This is a genomic window from Streptomyces sp. ISL-94 (assembly GCF_018614075.1).
In the GTDB taxonomy this organism is placed as follows: domain Bacteria; phylum Actinomycetota; class Actinomycetes; order Streptomycetales; family Streptomycetaceae; genus Streptomyces.
In genome coordinates this window covers 1-20,473 of record NZ_JAGGOZ010000053.1, presented here as the reverse complement: position 1 = coordinate 20,473, position 20,473 = coordinate 1, and the positions used below count along the sequence as shown (strand labels likewise).

The window sequence follows — 20,473 nt, the reverse complement described above, 5'->3', positions numbered from 1 at the left end:
AGCGTCGGGGTGCTTCCGGGTGGACGGTCCCGGTCATTTCGTAGATGTCGAGGGCCGAGCTGTACGCGGCGATCGAGGCGACTCGCCACTCATCCTCAGCCGTCGGCCGTGACACTGGTGAACAGCAGCTCCGCCAGGGCAGTTCGGGTGTGGCGCACCGAGCGGCCCGTGCGGGTGGTGGTGATCAGACCGGCGGCGCGGAGGGCCGAAGCATGGGCGGAGGCCGTCGCGTTGCTGATGCCGATACGCCGCGCCAGCCCCGTGGTCGTGCGCGCTTGGTCCAAGGAACGCAGCAGCGCGAGCCGGGTGCGGCCGAGGACCCCCGCGAGGGGATCGTCCGGTGCGCCGCCCTCGTCCGGGACGAGGGGCAGTCCGCGGCCCGCCGGGTAGGCCAGCGCCACCGGACGGTCCGGCCGGTCCTGAAAGAGCGGGCCGCGCCGCCAGTGGAAGGTCGGCCGCAGGATCAGCCCGCGCCCGCCGAGCCGGATCTCCCACACGCCCGGGGCGCCCGGCAGCGACCACTCCACCTCACCGTCGGCCACCCCGGGGACGCGAGCGAGGTGGAGTTCCCCAGCGCCCGGCCGGGCCGGGAACGGGTCCGGCGCACAGCGCTGATCGGCCCACCCGAGGCGACCACGTTCCGCACCGTGATCGACACACGGGTCGCCGACCTCCGCTTCGTCCTCGACGCGCTGGAACTGGACCGGGTCGGGGTGTACGGGCACTCCGCCGGCGGCACCGCGGCCGCGCAAACCCTCCACGGGGACCGGCGGATCGCCGCCGCCGTCAACCTGGAGGCATGCCCTCAGCGCTACCGCCCCGGCTACCGGGAGTGGACCAGGATCAGACGCAGGGACACCACCGAGGCCGTCATCGGCGCGATCACGGGCACTCGGGTCCGCCCGCGGCTCCTCCTCCTCGGCCGCCTGGATACCGACGGCCGACTGCGCGCGGTTGGCCGGACCGTATCGCTGCGCCCCTGAGTCCAGGGTCACTGGGGCGAACGCCAGGCCTGGAATGCCGGGGAGGATAGGGGAGTTGATCAGAACATGACTCAAGGACCAGCGCCACGCTCCCTGTCCGACGAAGCCCTCTCCGACCTGCTGGCCAGTCAGCAGTTCGGGACGCTTGCCACTGTCAAGCAAAGCGGCCATCCCCATCTGACCACGATGCTCTACAGCTGGGACGCCGGGGCCCGCATTGTCCGGCTGTCCACCACGGCCGACCGCATCAAGGTGAAGCACCTGCAGCGCAACCCGCGTGCGGCGCTGCATGTGCAGGGTGGCGACGTCTGGTCGTTCGCCGTCGCCGAGGGTGCGGCGGAGGTTTCCGGGATCACGACGGTGCCCGGCGACGCGGTCGGGCGCGAACTGCTCGGGATGATCCCGACGGCTGCGAAGCCGCAGGACGAAGAGGCGTTCCTCAAGCAGCTGGTGGCCGAGCGCAGGATCGTCATTCGGTTGAGGGTGGAGCGCCTGTACGGGACGGCCTTGGACGTGAATGGTTGATGTGACCGTGCTGGTAGAAGCGGGTTCGCTTGATCGGCAACGCGGCGTCGACTTCAAGTTCCGTCTGGGCGGGCGAGCCAGCGTGGCGGGGGTGCAGCGCACCGGGTGCGACAGGCGCTGCAACACGCTGACGCAACACCCAGCGTGTTGCACATCGCCTCGCGGGGCATGCCGAAAGCCCGGACCACCTGCTCCGGGCCCTTCAGTGTCACGGGCCGGCCACCGATCCGGAACCGGCAACAGGCTGGGCAACAACCGCTGCAACGGCCCGCGCCTGCGTGCCTGCCCCGGGGGCAGGCACGGGAAGTCCGGGTGCCGGCCGCGCAACCTGGCCAGGGCGGCCCGGCCACGCCAAGGGGGACGTGACGGTTGAGCAGGGCGGGCAGGTCCCCACGGCGGTCGAGAGCGTCCACCTGCTCCGAGTGGACCTCTCCGCAGAGGCGGATCAGCAGACCGGCCCGGACGAGGTGGCCGACCGTCGAAGCGGTCACGCGCGGGCGGCACTCTGGTAAGGGCGGTGATGGCGCTCGGGCGAGGTGGGCACACCTGGACCGCCCGCCGGGTTCAGTCGGTGGCGGCCACCGCGGCCTCGCCGCCGGTCAGCTTCACCAGCTCCGCGAAAGTCGTGCGGAAGACGGTGCATGGCATGCCCGCACCCGCCCAGACCTGCGGATGCTTGCTCAGCGCGACATCCACCAGCGGCGGGGCGCCGGGACGGCCAAGCATGTGCCCGTGGCCAGCTGCACGATGGACGTCCGACATGCGAAGCACAGTGCTGAGTTTCGACGTGCGGCCAAAGACGAGCGGCTGCAACGAAGTTGACCACACGGGTGCGCCGATCCCGGATGCGCGCCATGCATGCAGGAAGGGCACACCGACGTGAAGCACAGACGAGCGGCCCGAACCGACACGGCCGTGCGGTTCAGCCGTTCGCCGGATGGACCACCTCGATCCCCTGCTCCCTCAGTACTTCGACCGCGGGAGAACCGGCGGGGGCATCGGTGACGACCAGGGCGATCTCCTCCATCGAGCAGATGCGGCCCAGCGCAGTGCGGCCGATCTTGTCGGCGGTGGCCACGAGGATCACGCGCTGCGCCGCGGCCACCGCGGCCCGCTTCACCTGTACGTCTTCGAGGTTGTAGGCGGTGGCGCCCTGGACCGGGTCGACGCCGCAGCAGCCCAGGATGAACGTGTCGAAACACAGGTCCTTGAAGGTCTGCACGGGGGCATGACCGTAAAACGACAGCTCCTCGGGGCGTACCTGCCCACCGGGCATCACCAGCTGGATGCCGGAATGCCCGGAGAGGGCGAAGGCGGCATGCAGGGAGAGAGGGGCCACCGTGAACTGGCGGCCGACCATGGCCTTGGCGACGGCCACGGCGGTGGTGCCGGTGTCCAGGGCGACGGTCTCGCCGTCGGTGAGCAGATCGACCACGGCGCGGGCCAGCCGTTCCTTGGCCTGCGTCCCGGACATGGCCCGGATCGCGTAGGGCGGCTCGACGCCGCCGGGCAGGCTGCTCACGGCGCCGCCGCGCACCCGGCGCAGGGCCCCCCGGGACTCCAGTACCTCCAGGTCCCGCCGGATGGTCATCTCGGACGCCCCGGTGGCCTGGGCCAGTTCGGCCACGGTCGCGCGGTTGTGCTGCATGAGCAGCCCCACGACGAACTTGTGCCTCTCCATCACGTTCATGTGTCTGCTTTTAGCACAGACGGAGCACGCCAGCGGCTGCCATGTGCGGTACGCGCATCGAAACTGTTGAAACGAACATCTTCGCTGAGTAATCTGGCGGAAGTGGCACGGCTTTCACGCCTGTTACGAACGCTGATCATGTTCATTCGACCGCGAACCACGAGGAGAGCGATGTCCGCCACCAGTGAGCCCGACCTGCCGGAAGCGGGCAGGCCCCTCCTCACCACCGTTGCGATCATCGCCTCGTGCGTGGCGTTCGTGGTGATCGGCGCCCTGCAGGCGCTCTACGGACCCGCGATCCCAGCCCTGCGGGAGGAGTACGGCATCGGCCCCGCCGTGGCCGGGCTCAGTCTCAGCGCCCACTTCGTCGGCGCACTGGCGGGTGTGCTGGTCTACCACCTCCAGCGGGGCCGTCTGAACAACCGGGTGCTGCTCGGCGGCTCCTACGTGCTCATGGCCGCCGGCGCAGCCGCCTTCGCCTTCTCGCCGAACTGGGTCCTGGCCCTCGTCGGCACGTTCGTCATCGGCCTCGGCTTCGGCGGCATCGACTACGGCCTGAACCAGCTTTTCGCCGTCGGCTTCGGCCACCGCAGCACCGCCATGCTCAACCTGCTCAACGGACACTTCGGCCTCGGCGCCATCGCCGGCCCGGGCCTGATCGGCTGGCTCGGCGCCGACCACTACCCGGAGATCTTCCTCGGCATCGGCGTGATCAGCCTCCTGATCCTGCTGACCCTGGGCGGGGTGGCCGCCCGCGAGCCCCGGCCGGCTGCGGCCGAGGGTGCCTCGACGGGCGGAGCGCGGGTGATCCCGATCATCGCGGCGTTCATCGGCATCTACGTGTTGCACGTCGCCATCGAGACCGGCGTGGGCGGCTGGGAGCCCACTCACCTCGAAGTCGTCGGATACGGCGCCGCCACCGCCGCCACCGCGACGTCCGCCTACTGGGCGGCCATGACCGTGGGCCGGTTCGTCGTCGCGCCCCTGAGCCTGCGCTGGTCTGCGCCCTCGATCCTGATCGTCTGCTGCGCGGGCATGGCCGGCTTCCTGCTCCTGGCGACGGTGCCGGTCCTTGCCCCGTACGCGTATTTCGGCGTCGGTCTGATGATCGCGCCGATCTTCCCGACCTGCCTGCCCTGGCTGAACCGCGCCGTCCCCGGCGTGGGCGCGGCCGGTGCCTACGTGATCGCCGCCTCAATGATCGGCGGCGTAGCCTTCCCCCCGCTGCTGGGCGGTGTCATCGACACGATGGACGTGAAGACGGTGCCCTTGGTGCTGTTCGTGCTCGCCGTAGTGTGCGGCGTCCTGAGCCTGTGGCTGCGGCGCAACGCTCCCGATGTTGGTGGGGTGGACCGCCGCCGTGAGACCGGGCGTACGGACGCCGTCGCCGCCCCCTGAACCTGAGAAGGACGAGGAACATGAGGACATGATCGCCGCCGGCCTCGCGGCCGGGCGGTAAGGGCGGCGACGCCCCCGCCACCGTCGCCCAGGCGATCGTCGCGGCAGCCACCACCCCCAAGCCGAAGCTGCGCTACACCGCCGGCCCCTTCGCGAGGCGTCTCAGCATGCTGCGCCGCATCGTGCCGGCGCGGCTCTTCGAGCAGCGGATCCGCACGTTCAACAAGCTGGCAGGCTGAGGTGCCTTTGCGACAGTCGGGTCGACCGGTCCTGGTCCGCCTTCCCCCGCGCCGAGCGCCCCCGACGTCACGGCGAGCCAGGCGGGAAGCCGGCCGTACGGCCCCGCAGGACGACGGCCAAGGCGACCGCGAGCTTCCAGGGCACCCGGTGGCTCGCATGCGAGGCGATGCTGCGTTCATGGTCCGTCGTGCGGGCGGATGAGGAGCAGGGCGATGTCGTCATGGCGGGGCGCGGACTGTTCGGCGTGGTGGAGGAGGATATCGGCGAGGGCGTCGAGGTCCTCCGGTTCCGCCGCTGCCAGGTGGCCGGCGAGCGCGGCGGTGGCGTCGTCGATGTCGGTGCCGGGGCTTTCGACGAGTCCGTCGGTGTACAGGGCGAGGGCGGCGCCGGGTGGGATCGGAATCTCGGCGGTGGAGTAGTCGGCGTCCGGGTCGATGCCCAGGAGCAGCCCCGGGGACAGGCGCAGGATGTCGGTCCGCCCGTCCGGGTGGCGGAGCAGGGCAGGGGGATGGCCGGCCGTGGCGAGAAGCGCCCGCTGTGTCGTGAGGTCGATGTGGGCGATGAGGCAGCTGGCGAACAGGCCGGGGTCGAGGTCGGTCAGGAGGCGGTTGGTGCCGGTGAGGATGTCGCCGGGGGTTGCGCCGGCGGTGGCGTGGGCGTGGACGGCGGTGCGGACCTGTCCCATGAGGGCGGCAGCGGTGGTGTTGTGGCCTTGCACGTCGCCGATCGCGGCGACGGCCGTCGTGGGTGTGCAGCGGATGAGGTCGTAGAAGTCGCCGCCGATGTCCATGCCGTGGCCGGCCGGCCGGTAGCGGGCGGCGACTTGAAGACCGGGGATCCGCGGCAGGAGGTGGGGCAGCAGGGCGGTCTGCAGGGTGTGGGCGAGGGTGTGCTTGGCGTCGTAGAGCCGGGCGCGGTCCAGAGCTTGGGCGGTCAAACCGGCCAGCGATGTGAGCATGGCCCGTTCGGCGGGCGGGAACGGGTGGGGCTGGTCGTAGGCGAGTACCAGGGAGCCGACCGGGCGGCCGGAGACGATCAGGGGGAGGAAGGCCCAGGCGGCCATCTCGTCCTGCCGCACGGCCGGAGGGTAGGCCAGGGCAAGGTCGGCGAAGGTGGCGAAGAAACTGGCCACACCTGTGGTGATGACATGGGCGGCGGGGGTGTCGGAGCTCAGCGGGACCGCATCGAAGCGGGCCATCAGTTCCGGGCTGTAGCCGCGGTAGCCGGTGACCCGCAGCCGTCCGTCTTCCACGGTCAACAGGGCCAGGGCCTTCGGGCCGAAGCCCGGCACGATCTGGTCGGCAGCCAGCTCGACCACGTCCTGCACCCCGGCTGCCTCGGCGAGGGCGGTGGCAAGGTGCATCAGGTGGTAGAGCGCCGTCGCGCCGACGAGCCCGGCTGGGGACGGGGCCGCTGCCCCCGTCTCCGTGGCGGTCGGATCCCCGGCGGCGGGGGTGATGTGGACGCTGATGCCGCTGTCGTCCGGGTAGAGCTGGAAGGACAGCCGGGTGTCGGGTGGGCGCCTGGCGGTGAAGGAGGTGGGCTGCCGGGAGACCACCGCCTCCCGGTAGCGGTCTTCAAACACCGGGTCGTACAGCCACAAAAGTACCTCCCATGGGCGTTTGCCCAGCAGGGACGCGGCACTGGCACCGACCAGTTCGGCGCCTGCGGGGTTGATGAAGGTGAGCCGGCCGTCCAGGTCGAGCGCGCAGCAGCCCACGGGCAGCCGCTCGGCGAAACCCAGAGCGGCCATGGCCTGGGCCGGGTCGGCCTCGTGGGGGTACAGCGCAGGCAGCAGGCGGGGTTCGTCGGCGGGCCCCAGCGGACGGCCGCTGTCGGCAGCGTGTTGCAGGAGCGCTGCAGTGCGCCGACAGCAGGCGGCGATCGTCTCCTGCTCGGCCGCAGTGAGCTGCGCCGGGTGCCAGACGGGCCACAGCAGCACGATGCCGCCCCACACCGTGTCAGCGCCGGCGATCGGGGCTGCGGCGAGCATGAAGTCGTACGGCAGGACGAGGCCGAGCCGCGGATAGCGGCGGGCGATCTCCTCCTGGCTGCCCAGCCAGACCAGGCGCCGCCGGCGCATGGCATCCGCCACCGGAATCGCGGCGTCCACGGGAACGCGGGCCCAGGGAGCGACGATCTGCCGGGACACCCCGGAAGCCAGGACCAGCCGCAGCACCCGCTCCCCCGGCGGCAGCAGATACACCAGGCCCACCGATGCACCGGTGTTCCGCACCACGTCGGCCAGGACTGCGTCCGGCAACCCCTCCCCGGGGCCGGCAACGCTTCCCGGGGCAGCAGGGCGCTGCATGCCTGTCACCCGCCGCCGTCGGCAGGACTGGCGCTGCGGGTGCGCCCGAAGCGGCTGCGGGCCGCCTCGGCGCTGATGCCCAGCCCCGCACCGATCTGCGCCCAGCTCGCCCCTGCCCGCCGGTCCGCCAGCACCGCTGCCTGGACGAGCTGCCCGGCCAGGTCGGGAACCCGCGCCACGGCAGCGCAGTTCCAGCCCGCGGGCGAACGCGGCGAAGGCGGCTCCAGGGAAAGCCGCGCGACGCTTTTGACGTGCAGCAGCAGAACCTCGCCGGCCTCGGTCATCCCTGCGCGCGCGGGCGCCGCCTCCCGCCAACGACACCGGGCCCGCCAGGCCGCCTGCCGGTGCGCCGGCCGGCAGTACCGGCGCCTGCGGGCCATCGCCGGACCGGGCAGCCGCGCACCGCACGAGTCACACCGCACGTCACCCATACACGGACAATACGCCCGCCATACTGTGACGGCACCCTGCTCCGCACCCGCACCCGCACCCGCACGGTAGGAGCCGCCAGAGCGATCTACCCCTGCCGTGGGGAACATCGCTACAGCCCTTGGCGCCGGCATTGGTCATGGCTGCTCGCTGCGGATCTCCGCGTTTCGGGGCCGGCTCTCTGGAGCAGCGCCGGCCAAGGGCTCCCTCACTCGGGCCATGCGAGGAACCCTCCGCCGATGGTGCCGTAGGCGAGGTGTGCGGCGAGCGTGACGGTGGGGGTGCCGCGGCCGTAGTGCTCGTGCTTGCGTGGTCGTGACCGACCTGCTCCCGGACGAAGCGCGGGGTCCCAGCCGGCCTCGATCAGGTGGGTGACGTAAGACCTGCGCAAGGAGTGGAAGTCCAGCCCTTCGTCCAAGGCCTGGGCCCGGGCCTGGCGGTATAGGTGATGAACCGGGAGTTGAGGCGCTGGCAGCCGATCCACAGTCCGCGCTCGGAGGGCCGGGCGGCCGGGTTTCCTTCTGTCCCGAATGGCGGCCGTACCTCGGTGAACCACTCATCCAGGATGTCGGAGGCCCAGCCCCAAACGGTCAGCGCCGTGCGGGCGCTTGGGCGGGGAGCCCTCCTTGGCCTTGCCGAACCATGATTCACCACTCAAGATCATTTTACGGAAGACCCAAGCCGCCGAGGAACCTCTCGACCACCGTCGCCAGGGCCTCCGGGCTCTCGTCCGGGGCGAAGTGGCCCGCGTCGTCGAAGACCTCGAGCTGGGCGTTCGGATACCACTGCAGCCAGGTGGACCGCATGGTGTCGGGACCCATCGCCGGGTCGTTCGCACCGGCCACGACAAGCACGGGGGTCGGGTTTCCCTCAACCCGATCGTGGATGTCGGAGCCGCGCGTCCAGGAATCGAGGTACGAGCGCAGGGCCGCCGGCGAAGAGCGCTCCGAGCCGCTCACTCTGGCGTCCAGCCACGCATCGTCGTGCCGACTGCCGGTGGTGACGTCGAAGATCGTCCTGCGGTTGCCGGACTCCTCCACGGCCCCGACGAACAGCTCCCACATCTCCCCTTCGAGCGGGAACCCGGACGCGGGCACCGGCGAGATGCCGATGATCGAGCGGACCCGCGAGGGGGCGTCCAGCAGCATCAGCTGGGCCGCCTTGCCGCCCATGGAGTGGCCGATGACCGAAAAGGTGTCCCAGCCGAGGTCGTCGGCCACGGCGAGGGCGTCCGCCGCGACTTCCTCCATGGTGTACATCCGGGGGTCTCCATTGCCGCGCCGTACCCACGGCAGTCCATGAACGCGTAACTGAACACGTCCCCGTTCAGGTGTCGCCGTAGTTGGTCGAAACTCGACCTGTCACTGAGCCAGTGGTGCAGTGCGAGGACCCTTTCGGGCCCGCTGCCCTGTACCTCGTACGGAACTACGCGTCCTGCTGCATGACCTGTCACAGCGGTGGTTCTCCCCCTCCCGGCCGAGCCCGGAATCCCGTCGACTGAGGCTTCGCCCCAACGGCGTAGCAGCCCGGGTGGACGACCGAAGGCGTTGCAGGCCAGACGAATGCTGCCAGACCGCCCACCACCCCCGCCCGGTACATCCCACGATCCCCTAAGATCACCCGGTCGTCCGGTCGCGTGTGGGCAGGCAACGAACCAGACAGCAGAGGACGGGCGAGCTTCATTCGGCATCGGACAGTAAGACCCTGGTGCTGTGACCGGACGCCGCCCGCAGCGGTGGTCCTCCGCGACCGACGGGCCGACCCGGCGTACAGGGCACGCGAGCGCACGTACACTCGGTCCATGAACCGCACACGACGCGTCACGGGAGAGTGCCTGCCGCAGGCCGCCCCTGACGCGCGCGCGGCCTCCGCGGGCCGGACGGGCGTGAGCCCCCGGACCGCCGCCGACGGCCAGGCCCCCACGGTCGGCCGCGGCGTCGTGCACGGCCACGGCTAGCGCTTCCCCACCGCGCCCGGGCCACTCCCTCCCGCCGCACCACCTTCGCGACGGGCCCCGCCCCGGCAGCCCGGCCTGATCACCGCGCCCCGACCGGCCCCCGCCGCCTCGCGGGCGACGCATCGCCCTTCCCACCCCACCACCGCAGTCCCGACGCTCCGTCGGCGCTGCCGCCAGGCGAGGGCCGCACGCCGGGCCGTAGCCGTCTCCGAAGGGACCACCGTGAAGTTGAGCGGGTTGTTGACCGGCCATGAGCACCACGTCATCCAAGGCGACACCGAATCGACGGGGATCACCGCAGGCACCACCTTCGACGTCGACCGGGTGGTGCCGGGCTCGCTCTTCATCGCCGTGCCCGGCCACCGCGGCGGCGGCCCCGCCTCCATCGGTGCGGCGCTCGCGCGCGGGGCGGTCGCCGTGCTCGTCGACGCGGCGGGAGCCGCCGCCGCGCCCCCCGGACGGGAGCTGCTGCCCGCGGTGTGCGTCGTACGGGTGCCCGATACCCGCAAGGCGGCCGCGGTCGTCTCCTCCCGCTATTTCGGCGAGCCGGGCCGGCACATGGACCTGGTTGCCGTCACCGGGACCAACGGGAAAACCTCCATCTCCTACATGGTCGAGTCGCTGCTGAGAATCTCCGAGGGCGCCTCGGTGGGCGTGATCGGTACGGCGGGCAGCCGGATCGGCGACGAGGTGATCCCGATGCCGCCCTCGGTGCTGACCACACCGGAATCGCCCGACCTGCAGTACCTCCTGGGCCGCATGCGGGACCAGGGCACCGGCAGCGTGGTGCTGGAGGCCACCTCGATGGCCCTGCAGACGTACCGCATGGACAGCACCTTCGTCGACGTCGGCGTCTTCACCAACCTCACCCAGGACCACCTGGACGACCACGGCACGATGGCCCACTACACGGACGCCAAACTCCGGCTGTTCCAGGGACTGTGCCGGCACGCGGTGGTCAACGTGGACGACGCCGTGGGAGCCGGCATCCGCGCGATGATGCCGGGCGCGGTGACAACCTACGGCCTCGACGAGGAGGCGGACTTCCGGGCCACGGACCTGATCGCGGACGCCTCGGGCACACGGTTCACGCTGCACCACGCCGGCCTGGCGTACCCGGCGGCGATCCCCGTCCCGGGCCGCTTCTCCGTGTCCAACGCGCTGGCGGCCGTCGCGGCCTGCCGCGTACTGGGGCACGACCTGGACGGACTGGTCGCCGCGCTCGCCCAGATGCCGCCCGTACCGGGCCGGTTCGAGCGCTTCGTGACCCCCGCCGGCACGTCCGTGATCGTGGACTACGCGCACTCGCCCGACTCCCTCGACAAGGTCCTCACGGCCATCCGCGGCTTCGCCCGGGGCCGGGTCATCACCGTCTTCGGCTGCGGCGGGGACCGCGACACCACCAAGCGCGCCGAAATGGGCCGCATCGCCGGCACCCACTCCGACCTGTGCGTCCTGACCTCGGACAACCCGCGCACCGAAAATCCCGAGGCGATCCTGGACCAGATCGTCCCCGGCATCGAGGCCACCGGCACACCGTACGAACGCTCCGCCGACCGCCGCCGGGCCATCGCCCTCGCACTGTCCGCGGCTCAGCCCGAAGACATCGTCCTGATCGCCGGAAAGGGCAGCGAACCGCACCAGATCGTGGGCGAGGACCTGCTCCCCTTCAGCGACATGGCAACCGTCCGCGACCTGGCCTCCCGCCAGCTCCCGTAAACTCGGAATCTCTGCCCTCCGGGCCTCCCTGATGGGCGCAGGACACGGATCCGAGAGGGTGGAGGCCGCCGTGCCGGCGGGTTTCCTCACTGCCCCGTGAGGGGGAAGCGGGGCCCCGGACGCGGGGACCCGCGCTCGTCGGCCCGTCGTCACGGGGTGCGCCAACAGCCCTGCGCGGACGGGCCCGATGTGGCAGGCTCGGCCGGCGCCGACTGCTGATCGGCGGATCCGCCGGGTACATCTTCTTCACGCTGGCCTGCGCCATGGCGCCCCACGTCAACGTGCTGATCGCCGCGCGCTTCCTGCAGGGCGTGGCCGGGGCCGTCGGCGTGGTCCTCGCCCGCGCCGTGATAACCGACCTGTTCCACGGGCCGGACATTCCCCGCTACTTCGCGGTGCTCGCCCAGATCGTCGGCGTGGCCCCCGTCGCCGCACCCGTCCTCGGCGGCGCGATCCTGGCCGCCTCCACCTGGCGGGCCGTCTTCGCGGTGCTCTGCCTTATCGGCGTCCTGCTGCTGGGCGTACTCGCCAAAGTGCCCGAGTCCCTTCCGCCGGAGCGCCGCCACAAGGGCGGGCCGTCCGGTACGTTCCGCGCCATGGGACGGCGGCGCGATCGCCTCCCCGCTGGTCGGCCTCTCCGGCGAGAACAGCTCCCTGCCGATGGCCTCCATCATGCTTGTCGCCCTCGCCTTGGCCGCAGTCGCGTTGCTCTTCCTGGTCCGCCCCCCCAGGGCCACGGCGAAGCCACCGGCACTTCCCACTGAAGGCCAGACGCCCGCGAACGCACCCTGAGGCCCATCTGGTTCGCGCTGCCGAAGCGGCGGATCCGCCGGACGCCTGCATCCCGTCGCGATGACTCCACCGCGGCTTCCGGGCCACAGCCGGATGCAGTGGGCGACAACCACCAAGGCGCTCCAATGCACTCCGACCCGCATACCTGCGAGCCGTCCACCAGCCCGGGTCGGCAACGACGCTGCCCGGACCCTGCCGAGGTGTTCATCCGGAACCTGCTGATCGCGTTGCCCGGCTCGAGAGGCGGGACGTGGAACTCGGGCACCACCGGCTTCAGCCGCAGCCGCCCACAACAGCTCGGGGGGTATGTGAACCGATGCTGCTCCGTACTGCTCCAGTGGGCTGACGTAGGACCCGCGAAGTGCCACGATGATCCATGCTTCAACAGTGGACCGGTCGGGACGCGGTGAGAGCGGCGCCAGTGTGTCCCGGAGGCCAGCCCTACCCACGAAAGGGCGGACGCCCCATGCGCACTACACCCTTCGTATCGTCCTTAGGCAGCGGCCAGGGCCGAGCCGCGGACGATCCGGTCCGGCTCTACTACAGCCGCAAGACCCAGGAGATCCTCCAGAAGTACGGCCCGGGACCCCGCGTGCACTTCCACGTGGGGCTGTACTCCGACGGCCCCCCCGACACCACCGTCTCCCAAAGCATCCTGAAACGGCGCCTGTTCGACGCGCAGGAGCGGATAGTCGAGCACGCGGCCCGTTCGTGGGGCGCGTACGAGGCGCCTCCCCGGCGGCTGCTGGACATCGGCTGTGGTCTGGGCGGCACGTCGCTGTACTGGGCACAGCAACTCGGGGCGTCGGTCACCAGCCTCACCGTGGCAGAGGAACACGTCCCGATCGTGCGGCACTTCGCCGGACACGCAGGAGTCAGGGGCCGGGTGAAGCCCTTGCTCGCGGATGTGCACGACCTGGACGAGACCCGTGCGTACGACGCCGTCTACGCCAACGAGAGCAGCGGCTACACCGACCGGACCCGTCTCTTCGAGGTCGTCGCCAAGGCGCTGGAGCCCGGCGGATGGTTCGGGATCCAGGAGCATTTCGTGGGCCGCTCCGAATGGCGTGAGTTCATGGACGACTACTACAGAACCCGGTTGGGACGGCGCGGGGAATACTTGGCCGCGGCGGAGGCGGCCGGCTTCGAGCTGGTGCAGGACGAGGACGTGACGGACTCGGTGACCGAGTTCTGGGTGCAGTCCATGGCATGGAACACCGCCGAACTCGACCGGCTCCGAGCGGGCGCCGGTGTCAAACCCGGCGCCTGGACCCGCGAGCGGCTCGAGCAGTCGACGATCGCGCACAGCAGGTTCTTCCGGCTCTGGCGTGACCACGCGGTGGAGACGCGGCTGCTGCGCTTCCGGATCGGTGGCGGCCGATGACCGCGTCGCCACGCCCCTCGCTCCTTGGTGCGCGCCTGCCGTCCTTCTACTGCCCCCTGGAGCGCGACCTCGTCCATCCCGAGGCGAAGCAGGTGGAGGCCCGGGCCGTCGAGTGGCTGGACGCCTTCGGCCTGTACCCCGATCCGGTCGAGCGCGCGTGGGGTCTCGCCACCCACAGCGCCGACTTCTCCTGCCGCATCATCCCCGACGGAGATGTGGATGCCCTCCTGTTGTTCACCGAGTGGAACTACTGGGCCAACGCCGTGGACGACTGGCAGGATTCGGGTTCCGACGAGGTGGGGACGGGGGCCGTCGTCGAACACGGGGTACGACTGCTGCGGACCATCGAGGACCCCGGGGCCGGCGTACTGCCCGACGGGCCCATGACCCGCGCTCTGGTGGACCTGGTGCGCCGCACCCAGGCCATGCTCACCCCGCACGAGCTCCGCAGGTTCGTCGAGGGGACACGGGACTGGCTGCTCGGGGCGGCCTGGCGGGCTGCCCAGGCCGAAGCGGGGATCATGCCGGGGCTGAACGACTTCGTCGCCATGGGGCCGCTGGCGAACGGTACGCGGTTCTCACTGACCTGGTCTGATGTCGCACGCGCGGACCGGCTGCCGCCGGACGTGCTCCACTCCCCCACCCTCACAGCGTTGACGGATGCAGCGGGTTTCATCGTCAGCGCGGACAACGACCTGTTCTCCTACGACAAGGACGACCACCTGGAGCCGCGCGAGGTGAACCTCATCAATGTCCTCGCCCATCACGAGAACTGTTCCCCCGCCGAGGCGGTGCCGCTCGCCGTGGCGCTGCGTGACCGGGTGATGGTTCTGTTCACCCGGCTGCGGGCGCAGGTGGAGGACGGCGCGGACGAGGAACTGCGCCGCCACCTGGCGGCGCTCTGCCACTACGTGGCCGGCTCGATCGCGTGGCAGACCCGGGCACCCCGGTACGCGAGTCCGCGCAACCGGTACGAACTACCCCTCGCGGAGGCCCGGTTCGAGGTCCGGTTCGCCGATGCCCCCAGCGTCGCCGGCATCGAGCCGCCGGAGATTCCGGCTCTCGCATCCTGGTGGCAGCGGGTACGCGGTTGAGCGATGGCCTGGGGCCCGGCCGGTGCGGCCGGGCCCCTGGCTCGAAGGGCCGGCTCAGCGGCGGCCGAGCAGCCGGCGCCACCAGCTGACGCGGCGGCGGTGGCCGGCGACCGCGGGCGCTGCCGTCGGCTGCGGCGGGATCAGCGCGTGCGCGGGGTGCCCGGTCGGCTGCTCGGACTGGGGTTGCGCGTTCGCCACGGAGCGCGGGGCGAACCGTACCGGCAGGGACAGGAGGTGGCGTGACATGAGAGTGCCACGCCACTGGAGCTCGCTCGCGTCGACGGCCAGCTGGAGATCGGGCAGCCGGTCCAGCAGCACCTCGATGCCGGTGTCCGCGATGGCCCGGCCGATGTCCTGGCCCGGGCACTCGTGCGGCCCGCTGCTGAAGGCCAGGTGGGAGCGGTTGCCGTGGACGGAGGCGTGGGGGTCCGGCCGGATCTGCGGGTCGGCGTTGCCCGCGGCCAGACCGAGCAGGATCATGTCGCCGGCCTTCACCTGCTGGCCGCCGAGGAGGGTGTCTCCGGTGGCCCAGCGCCCGATGATCGTGTTGATCGGCGGATCGTCCCACAGGACCTGCTCCAGGGCGTCGGGCAGGGTCATGTGGCCTCCGGAGAGGCTGGCCCGGAAGCGCGGGTCGGTCAGTACGGTCCGCAGCGTGTTGGCGATCAGGTTGGCGGTGGTCTCGTAGGCCGCGATCAGCACGACGCGCAGGTGCATCAGTACTTCGGTGTCGCTCAGGTTCGCAGGGTGCTCGATCAGCCAGGAGGCAAGGTCGCGGGCGGGCTTGGTTTTGCGCTCCACGACCAGCTGTTCCAGCGTCGCGGTGACGTAGCGGTCGCTCTGGAGGGCCGTCTCGGTTCCCTGGAGCATGTCGCGTGCTGCGTTGACCAGCCGGGGTCCGTGTTCGTCGGGTGCCCCGATGAGCTGCGTCATGACCAGCATGGGGAGCTGGTCGGAGAAGGCGGACACCAGGTCGGCGTACCCCTCGCCTGCGATCTGGTCGACGAGCTGGTTGGCGAAGCGGGTCACGTAGCGGCGGATGCCGCGCTTGTCGAAGCGCTCCAGGGACTCCACTACGGCTGCGCGCAGCCGCTCGTGGACGGGCCCGTCGGTGAAATTGCACACTGGCACCCACGAAACCATGGGGCCCAGCGGGGTGTCCGCCGGTACGCGGCCTTCTCTCATGTCGCGCCAGCCCCGGGGGTCGCGGGCGAAGCGCGACGGCGTGCGCGCCACGTCCAGGTTCTCCCGGTGGCCGAGGACCAGCCATGCGGGGAGGTCCCCGCTCACCAGCACGGGGGCCACCGGCCCGTACTCGGCCCGCAGCTTCTCGTACAGCGCAAGGGGGTCGGCTTGGGCCTCCGTTCCGTGGAGACGGTACAAGCCGCCCGCCGTTGCCGCCGCGTGGGCGGGGCACTCGGGCGGTGGGGTGGGAGGGGTACTCACATTGCCTCCTGGGTGGCTGCCTGGGAGTGCAGGTAGCGCATGAGGGTCAGCAGGACGTCGCGGGACGAGTCCCGTCGTCTGGCATCGCAGACGAGGATCGGGACGGTGGGGGGCAGATCGAGGGCTTGGCGCAGGTCCTCCAGCGGATGCTCGGGCGCGTCGGGGAAGGAGTTGACGGCCACGACGAAGGGGACGCCCCGCTCCTCCAGCCGTCCGATGACATCGAAGCTGATCTCCAGCCGACGGGTGTCGAGGAGTACGACCGCTCCGAGCGCGCCCTCGAAGAGGCCGCGCCACAGGAACCAGAAGCGCTCCTGGCCGGGTGTTCCGAACAGGTACAGCACCAGTTCGTCGTTGACGCTGATGCGGCCGAAGTCCATGGCCACCGTGGTGGTGATCTTGCGGGCCACGCCCCGGGTGTCGTCGACGCCGACGCCGGCCCTGGTCATCGTCTCCTCGGTCGTCAGCGGCTTGATCTCGCTGACCGCACCGACCATCGTCGTCTTGCCCACGCCGAAACCGCCGACGATGACGACCTTCACGGCGGCCGCGGCCGTCTGCGGGAGTACGTCCGCGTCGCGGGGCCCGGCGGGCGCCTCAGAGCTTCTGAAGTCCATCGATCACTGCCTCGATCAGAGCAAGGTCGGGTAGCTGCGCGGCGGGAACGGGCGGACGGACCTGCACGCGCTGCCCGGCCATCAGGTCTCCGACCAGCACGGTGACGACGCTGACGGGCAGGCCGACGTACGCGGCGATCTCGGCCACCGACAGCGGTGACTGGCACATCCGCAGGATGGCCGCCTGCTCGGGCTGCATCTCGGGCCGGGCGGGCGCCTTGGCCACGACCAGGGTCACAAGGTCCAGGTGGACGGCGGTGGAGGGTCCGCTGCGTCCGCCGGTGATGACGTAGAGCCGTTCTGGACTGCTGTCCTCCCAGCTTGTGGGCGGCTCATTCACGCGGGATGCCCGTCATGTCGGGGCGGGCTGCTCAGGTGCTCCCCCATTCGGGTCACCAGGTTGCGCATCTGCGCCCCCATCAGGCCCGCATCGACGCCCTCGTCGGCGAGGACCGCGAGATAGGAGCCGTCGCCGGCGGCCATCAGGTAGAAGAACCCGCCGTCCATCTCGATCACGACCAGGCGCATTCTGCCCTCCGAGTGGGGCAGTTCCGCGGCCACCGCTCCAGCGAGGCTCTGCAGGCCCGCACAGGCGGCGGCCAGGCGGTCGGCCGTGTCGGTCTCGGCTCCGTACTGCGCCACGCAGAGCCCGTCCGCGGACAGTACGATCACGTGCCGCGTCTGCGGCACTCCGGCGGCCAGGTCCTTGAGCATCCAGTCCATACTGCTTCGCTGAGTCATCATTGCTTACGCCCCTTTGGTCGCTGTACCCGACGCGTCCTGGGCGCCCTGCGCATCGTGGCCGGGCGCGCCGGACAGTCCGCTGTGGAACGCCTCCAGCCACATTCCGGGGCCGCAGTCGTCTGCCGACTGCGGCCCCGCGGCAGGCCGGGCGTCGGAGGTGGTGGCCCGGTCCTTGCGGCGTCGCTGCGGCAGGCCGGTGGCGGTACGTGCGGTGACCGGCCCGCTGGTGACGGGCTCCGGCCGGTGCGCCGGGGCCGGTACCGGCCGGGGCGCGGACACGGGGGCCGACGAGCGGTCGAGGGGGTGCTCGCGCCGTGCGGCGACCACGGCCCTGGGCCCCGAGGAGGAACCGATGCCGTGGGCGAGACCGGTCGCCGAGGACGCCGTGGTGATCAGGTGCTGCGGCACGATGACCACAGCCCGGACGCCGCCGTACGCGGAAGAGCGCAGGGACACCTGGAACCCGTAAGCCTGCGCCAGCCGGCCGACCACCGCCAGGCCCAGCCTCGGCGTCTCGCCCAGGTCGTTGAGGTCGATGCCGGACTGCGCCCGGGCGAACATCTTCTCGGCACGTCCGCGGGCTTCCTCGCTCATGCTCAGGCCGCCGTCCTCGATCTCGACGGCGATGCCCGACTGCACCTCGGCGGCCGTGAGATGCACCCGGGTGTGCGGCGGCGAGTACCGGGTGGCGTTGTCCAGCAGCTCCGCCAGCGTGTGGATCAGCGGCTCCACGATCGGGCCGACGACGGCGACCTCGGAGACCGAGTGAAGCTCCACCCGCTGGTAGTCGATGATCCTCGACATCGCGCCGCGCATCACGCTGTACAGGGGGACGGCCCTGCTCCACTGGCGGCCGGGGCGCGCACCGCCGAGGACCGAGATGGAGTCGGCGAGCCTGCCGATCAGGGCGGTGCCGTGGTCCAGCCGCAGGAGGTCGCCGAACACGTCCGGGTTGCGGCCGTGCCGGTCCTCCATCTCGCGCATCTCATGGGCTTGTTGATGGACGATCGCCTGCACGCGGCGGGCGATGTTCACGAAGGCCCGCTGCGCCGAGTCGCGAAGGCTCTCCTCGTTGTCGACCGCGTCGATGACGTGGGCCAGCACGGCCTGCAGGGCGGCTCTGAAACGCGGGGTCAGAGCCGAGTCGTCACCCCAGCGGTTGCCCTGTCCGCCACGGCCTCCCAGGGAGGTCAACACCTCCTCGGCCACCTCGCCCTTGCGCAGTCGCTCGATGGCCTCGGGCAACACCACCGCGGACAGGCGGACCGCTTCGGCTTCCTGCCGGGACAGGGCGTGCTGGAGAGCCGCGACCTCGGCACGCCGGGCGGCGAGCGCGCGACCCCGCCGTCGCGCTTCGACGACCACCGCGGCGGTGCACGCGGCGCCGACGGCGATCAGGACGGAGCCGACCGGTCCCGAGGAGGAAGCAAGCGCTCCGAGCAGGCAGGCGATGGACACGACCGCGATCGCGGGCAGCATCACGCTTGTCCCCTCCTCCAGGCGGGCGGTTTCGGGGGGAATGTCTTTTTGCTCCATCGGCGTCCTCGAACTATCGAAAAGGGGGATCTTCTGACCGGTGGGCGGGAGCATAACGACGGCCAACTGCCCGCATGTGTACTTTCGTTGGAGTTCATCGGACCGGGGGAACCGTTATGCGCCATTGAAAGTGCCGCATAACGGCACCGCCGGGAGCCCGTCCGCCGCGAGCGGCGGTGTAGGGGGAGGTCGACGATCTGTGGGGCCGTTCACCGCGAGGGAATCGCACTGACGTTCCGATCAGTTCCGGCCGCATCTCTCTCGTTCGGAAATGGCGTCCCGGACACAAATGCGCTATGCCGCATGGCGGCGTCCGGATGGATACGTTCGCCCCACGGGCGCACGGCCGGTTGCCGCCCCGGCCCGTGCAGAGGGGGCCACGGTCCGACGAGAGCACGGCTCTCCCCGGGCAGCAGAATGATCATCCGAACACCCTCGAAGGTAATCGGCTTGCAGGCGGGGGAACTTGGACTGCCCAGCCGCCGCTGCCGCAACGGCCAGATCCTCATGATGCGAGAGCGCGGCCGGACGCCCTCTCGCATCATGAGGATCTGGTTGCCACGACAGGCCCCATGATGTGCCGGGCGTGGCCGGGACCGGACTCGGCGCGGCCGGGGAAGTTCCGGTGTGCCGGGCCCGTTTGGATCCGGAGATCCAGTTCAGACGAGGGGAGACGTCCCGGGTCCGCCACCGCCTGGGCGGTGATCAGTCGTTTCGGGTGGTGAGGGGCGCCGCGCCGAGGGGGCGAGCCTCGTGAAGGGTGAGGAGGGGGCCTGGATGACGGTGTCGCGAGGGCGACGGCGACGGCGCGAGGGAGGCGACGGCGCGGCGTCGGTGGGGCGTGACGTCGTGTTGGCGGTGGGGCTGGTGGGGATCTGCCTGGGTGGGTTGGCCGTGTTCGTCAGGACGGCCGCGGTCGCGGGCGGCGGCATACCGGTGATGCCGATCGTCACGACCGCCGTCCTCGCTGCCGGGGTGGCGCTGGCGCGGTGGAGTGTGGCACCCGGCCCACGCCGCTCCCCCGCGCGTGGACCGGGCTCGCGCGGGCCGGGCGGGCCGGTGGGGCTTGGCGCGCCGTCCCGCTGCTCTCCGCCGACGGCCGGGCCGCAGGCCGTGCCGGTGGCGGCCGGCCTGCCCGAGGTGAGCTCCGACGCCCTGGACCATACGGCGGTGGACGCCGACGGCTTCGAGCACACGGTCGCGGCGTTGTGCGCCCGGGACGGCTGCCCCCAGGTGGAAGTGGTGGGCGGAGCGGGAGATTTGGGGGCCGATGTGATCGCCACGACGGCGGAGGGCCTGCGCGTGGTCATCCAGTGCAAGCACTACGGCGAGGGCAACCGGGTCGGTTCGCAGGACCTCCAACGCTTCGGCGGCACTTGTTTCGCCGTCCACGAGGCCGATGTGGCCGTCGTCGTGACCACCAGCGCCTTCACCGCTCCGGCCGCGGAGTACGCCGCCGCCTGCGGCATCGCCTGCGTCGACGGCGACGCCCTCGCAGCGTGGACGGAGTCGCGGACGCCGCCTCCGTGGGAGGCCGCCGCACCGGCGCGTGCGGAGGCAGGGGCGGAAGGGGTGACGGGCGCCGGCGCCTAGTGTGCTGCGCCTGAA

The 20,473-nt window shown here is 71.2% G+C and carries 21 protein-coding genes and 2 pseudogenes; 11 read left to right on the top strand and 12 right to left on the bottom strand.

Features of this window, described 5'->3' with window-relative positions; translation table 11 throughout:
- Window positions 1–95 precede the first annotated feature (95 nt).
- Entirely contained in the window at window positions 96–401 is a 306-nt protein-coding gene (locus tag J7E94_RS35735; protein ID WP_374224461.1) for an ArsR/SmtB family transcription factor, read from the bottom strand.
- 126 nt (window positions 402–527) lie between these two features.
- On the opposite strand from J7E94_RS35735, the pseudogene J7E94_RS35955 reads away from it, so the two are divergent.
- From J7E94_RS35955 to J7E94_RS17945, 3 genes and pseudogenes are all read left to right on the top strand, one after another.
- Window positions 528–824: pseudogene (locus J7E94_RS35955) on the top strand (alpha/beta hydrolase); the annotation flags it as partial.
- A gap of 225 nt (window positions 825–1,049) precedes the next feature.
- Window positions 1,050–1,508: a TIGR03618 family F420-dependent PPOX class oxidoreductase gene (locus tag J7E94_RS17950; protein ID WP_215016537.1), complete on the top strand. Its 459-nt coding sequence runs from the start codon at window positions 1,050–1,052 to the stop codon at window positions 1,506–1,508.
- A gap of 362 nt (window positions 1,509–1,870) precedes the next feature.
- Entirely contained in the window at window positions 1,871–2,020 is a 150-nt protein-coding gene (locus J7E94_RS17945; protein WP_215016535.1) for a hypothetical protein, read from the top strand.
- A gap of 52 nt (window positions 2,021–2,072) precedes the next feature.
- Here J7E94_RS17945 and J7E94_RS17940 read toward each other — a convergent pair whose 3' ends face one another.
- Window positions 2,073–2,234 (bottom strand): hypothetical protein, encoded by a 162-nt coding sequence (locus J7E94_RS17940; protein ID WP_215016533.1) that lies wholly within the window; start codon window positions 2,232–2,234, stop codon window positions 2,073–2,075.
- A 196-nt stretch (window positions 2,235–2,430) separates the two neighbouring features.
- Entirely contained in the window at window positions 2,431–3,198 is a 768-nt protein-coding gene (locus J7E94_RS17935; RefSeq protein WP_215016531.1) for a DeoR/GlpR family DNA-binding transcription regulator, read from the bottom strand.
- 171 nt (window positions 3,199–3,369) lie between these two features.
- On the opposite strand from J7E94_RS17935, the gene J7E94_RS17930 reads away from it, so the two are divergent.
- On the top strand, window positions 3,370–4,596 hold the full coding sequence (locus J7E94_RS17930; RefSeq protein WP_251056829.1) for a sugar MFS transporter: 1,227 nt from the start codon (window positions 3,370–3,372) through the stop codon (window positions 4,594–4,596).
- A 65-nt stretch (window positions 4,597–4,661) separates the two neighbouring features.
- Window positions 4,662–4,835 (top strand): annotated as a pseudogene (locus J7E94_RS34640) (short-chain dehydrogenase/reductase); the annotation flags it as partial.
- Window positions 4,836–5,011: 176 nt separating this feature from the next.
- Here J7E94_RS34640 and J7E94_RS17925 read toward each other — a convergent pair.
- The 4 genes from J7E94_RS17925 to J7E94_RS17910 form a co-directional block, all read right to left on the bottom strand.
- Window positions 5,012–7,147, bottom strand: coding sequence for a SpoIIE family protein phosphatase (locus J7E94_RS17925; RefSeq protein ID WP_215016527.1), 2,136 nt, complete (start codon window positions 7,145–7,147; stop codon window positions 5,012–5,014).
- Between the two features lie 5 nt (window positions 7,148–7,152).
- Complete coding sequence (locus J7E94_RS17920; protein ID WP_215016525.1) at window positions 7,153–7,578, bottom strand: hypothetical protein; 426 nt, start codon at window positions 7,576–7,578, stop codon at window positions 7,153–7,155.
- A 206-nt stretch (window positions 7,579–7,784) separates the two neighbouring features.
- Entirely contained in the window at window positions 7,785–7,967 is a 183-nt protein-coding gene (locus J7E94_RS17915; protein ID WP_215016523.1) for a hypothetical protein, read from the bottom strand.
- Between the two features lie 274 nt (window positions 7,968–8,241).
- Complete coding sequence (locus J7E94_RS17910) at window positions 8,242–8,835, bottom strand: alpha/beta hydrolase (protein ID WP_308345236.1); 594 nt, start codon at window positions 8,833–8,835, stop codon at window positions 8,242–8,244.
- Between the two features lie 542 nt (window positions 8,836–9,377).
- Here J7E94_RS17910 and J7E94_RS17905 point away from each other — a divergent pair.
- The 5 genes from J7E94_RS17905 (at window position 9,378) to J7E94_RS17885 (ending at window position 14,522) form a co-directional block, all read left to right on the top strand.
- Window positions 9,378–9,533, top strand: coding sequence for a hypothetical protein (locus J7E94_RS17905; protein ID WP_215016521.1), 156 nt, complete (start codon window positions 9,378–9,380; stop codon window positions 9,531–9,533).
- A gap of 222 nt (window positions 9,534–9,755) precedes the next feature.
- Entirely contained in the window at window positions 9,756–11,252 is a 1,497-nt protein-coding gene (locus J7E94_RS17900) for a UDP-N-acetylmuramoyl-L-alanyl-D-glutamate--2,6-diaminopimelate ligase (protein WP_215016519.1), read from the top strand.
- A gap of 89 nt (window positions 11,253–11,341) precedes the next feature.
- The gene (locus J7E94_RS17895; RefSeq protein WP_215016619.1) at window positions 11,342–12,016 is read left to right on the top strand and encodes an MFS transporter; all 675 of its coding nucleotides are present in this window, start codon (window positions 11,342–11,344) and stop codon (window positions 12,014–12,016) included.
- 494 nt (window positions 12,017–12,510) lie between these two features.
- A complete protein-coding gene (locus J7E94_RS17890; RefSeq protein ID WP_215016517.1) occupies window positions 12,511–13,428 on the top strand; it encodes a cyclopropane-fatty-acyl-phospholipid synthase family protein in 918 nt (305 codons plus the stop codon).
- The gene (locus J7E94_RS17885) at window positions 13,425–14,522 is read left to right on the top strand and encodes a hypothetical protein (RefSeq protein ID WP_251056827.1); all 1,098 of its coding nucleotides are present in this window, start codon (window positions 13,425–13,427) and stop codon (window positions 14,520–14,522) included. The genes J7E94_RS17890 and J7E94_RS17885 overlap by 4 nt, the downstream gene beginning before the upstream one ends.
- 54 nt (window positions 14,523–14,576) lie before the next feature.
- Here the strand turns inward: J7E94_RS17885 and J7E94_RS17880 are convergent, their stop codons facing one another.
- Genes J7E94_RS17880 through J7E94_RS17860 form a run of 5 tightly spaced genes read right to left on the bottom strand, consistent with a single transcriptional unit; the run spans window position 14,577 to window position 18,808 of the window.
- A complete protein-coding gene (locus tag J7E94_RS17880) occupies window positions 14,577–15,968 on the bottom strand; it encodes a cytochrome P450 (protein ID WP_308345233.1) in 1,392 nt (463 codons plus the stop codon).
- Window positions 15,965–16,585: an ATP/GTP-binding protein gene (locus J7E94_RS17875; protein WP_215016515.1), complete on the bottom strand. Its 621-nt coding sequence runs from the start codon at window positions 16,583–16,585 to the stop codon at window positions 15,965–15,967. Before J7E94_RS17875 ends, J7E94_RS17880 begins: the two co-directional genes overlap by 4 nt.
- The gene (locus tag J7E94_RS17870) at window positions 16,566–16,925 is read right to left on the bottom strand and encodes a DUF742 domain-containing protein (RefSeq protein WP_215016513.1); all 360 of its coding nucleotides are present in this window, start codon (window positions 16,923–16,925) and stop codon (window positions 16,566–16,568) included. Before J7E94_RS17870 ends, J7E94_RS17875 begins: the two co-directional genes overlap by 20 nt.
- Window positions 16,922–17,308: a roadblock/LC7 domain-containing protein gene (locus tag J7E94_RS17865; protein ID WP_374224460.1), complete on the bottom strand. Its 387-nt coding sequence runs from the start codon at window positions 17,306–17,308 to the stop codon at window positions 16,922–16,924. Before J7E94_RS17865 ends, J7E94_RS17870 begins: the two co-directional genes overlap by 4 nt.
- A 24-nt stretch (window positions 17,309–17,332) precedes the next feature.
- Window positions 17,333–18,808 carry a sensor histidine kinase KdpD gene (locus J7E94_RS17860; RefSeq protein ID WP_251056837.1) on the bottom strand — a complete coding sequence of 492 codons (1,476 nt, stop codon included), beginning with the start codon at window positions 18,806–18,808 and terminating at the stop codon, window positions 17,333–17,335.
- A gap of 951 nt (window positions 18,809–19,759) precedes the next feature.
- Here J7E94_RS17860 and J7E94_RS17855 point away from each other — a divergent pair.
- The gene (locus J7E94_RS17855; RefSeq protein WP_308345230.1) at window positions 19,760–20,458 is read left to right on the top strand and encodes a restriction endonuclease; all 699 of its coding nucleotides are present in this window, start codon (window positions 19,760–19,762) and stop codon (window positions 20,456–20,458) included.
- Window positions 20,459–20,473: the final 15 nt, after the last annotated feature.

Coding starts and splice junctions, on each gene's coding strand:
- J7E94_RS17930 (WP_251056829.1), top strand. CDS start 3,370: ATGTCCGCCACCAGTGAGCCCGACCTGCCGGAAGCGGGCAGGCCCCTC.
- J7E94_RS17910 (WP_308345236.1), bottom strand. CDS start 8,835: ATGTACACCATGGAGGAAGTCGCGGCGGACGCCCTCGCCGTGGCCGAC.
- J7E94_RS17920 (WP_215016525.1), bottom strand. CDS start 7,578: ATGGGTGACGTGCGGTGTGACTCGTGCGGTGCGCGGCTGCCCGGTCCG.
- J7E94_RS17865 (WP_374224460.1), bottom strand. CDS start 17,308: ATGGACTGGATGCTCAAGGACCTGGCCGCCGGAGTGCCGCAGACGCGG.
- J7E94_RS17935 (WP_215016531.1), bottom strand. CDS start 3,198: ATGAACGTGATGGAGAGGCACAAGTTCGTCGTGGGGCTGCTCATGCAG.
- J7E94_RS17860 (WP_251056837.1), bottom strand. CDS start 18,808: ATGCTGCCCGCGATCGCGGTCGTGTCCATCGCCTGCCTGCTCGGAGCG.
- J7E94_RS17890 (WP_215016517.1), top strand. CDS start 12,511: ATGCGCACTACACCCTTCGTATCGTCCTTAGGCAGCGGCCAGGGCCGA.
- J7E94_RS17950 (WP_215016537.1), top strand. CDS start 1,050: ATGACTCAAGGACCAGCGCCACGCTCCCTGTCCGACGAAGCCCTCTCC.
- J7E94_RS17940 (WP_215016533.1), bottom strand. CDS start 2,234: ATGCTTGGCCGTCCCGGCGCCCCGCCGCTGGTGGATGTCGCGCTGAGC.
- J7E94_RS17925 (WP_215016527.1), bottom strand. CDS start 7,147: ATGCAGCGCCCTGCTGCCCCGGGAAGCGTTGCCGGCCCCGGGGAGGGG.
- J7E94_RS17875 (WP_215016515.1), bottom strand. CDS start 16,585: ATGGACTTCAGAAGCTCTGAGGCGCCCGCCGGGCCCCGCGACGCGGAC.
- J7E94_RS17885 (WP_251056827.1), top strand. CDS start 13,425: ATGACCGCGTCGCCACGCCCCTCGCTCCTTGGTGCGCGCCTGCCGTCC.
- J7E94_RS17905 (WP_215016521.1), top strand. CDS start 9,378: ATGAACCGCACACGACGCGTCACGGGAGAGTGCCTGCCGCAGGCCGCC.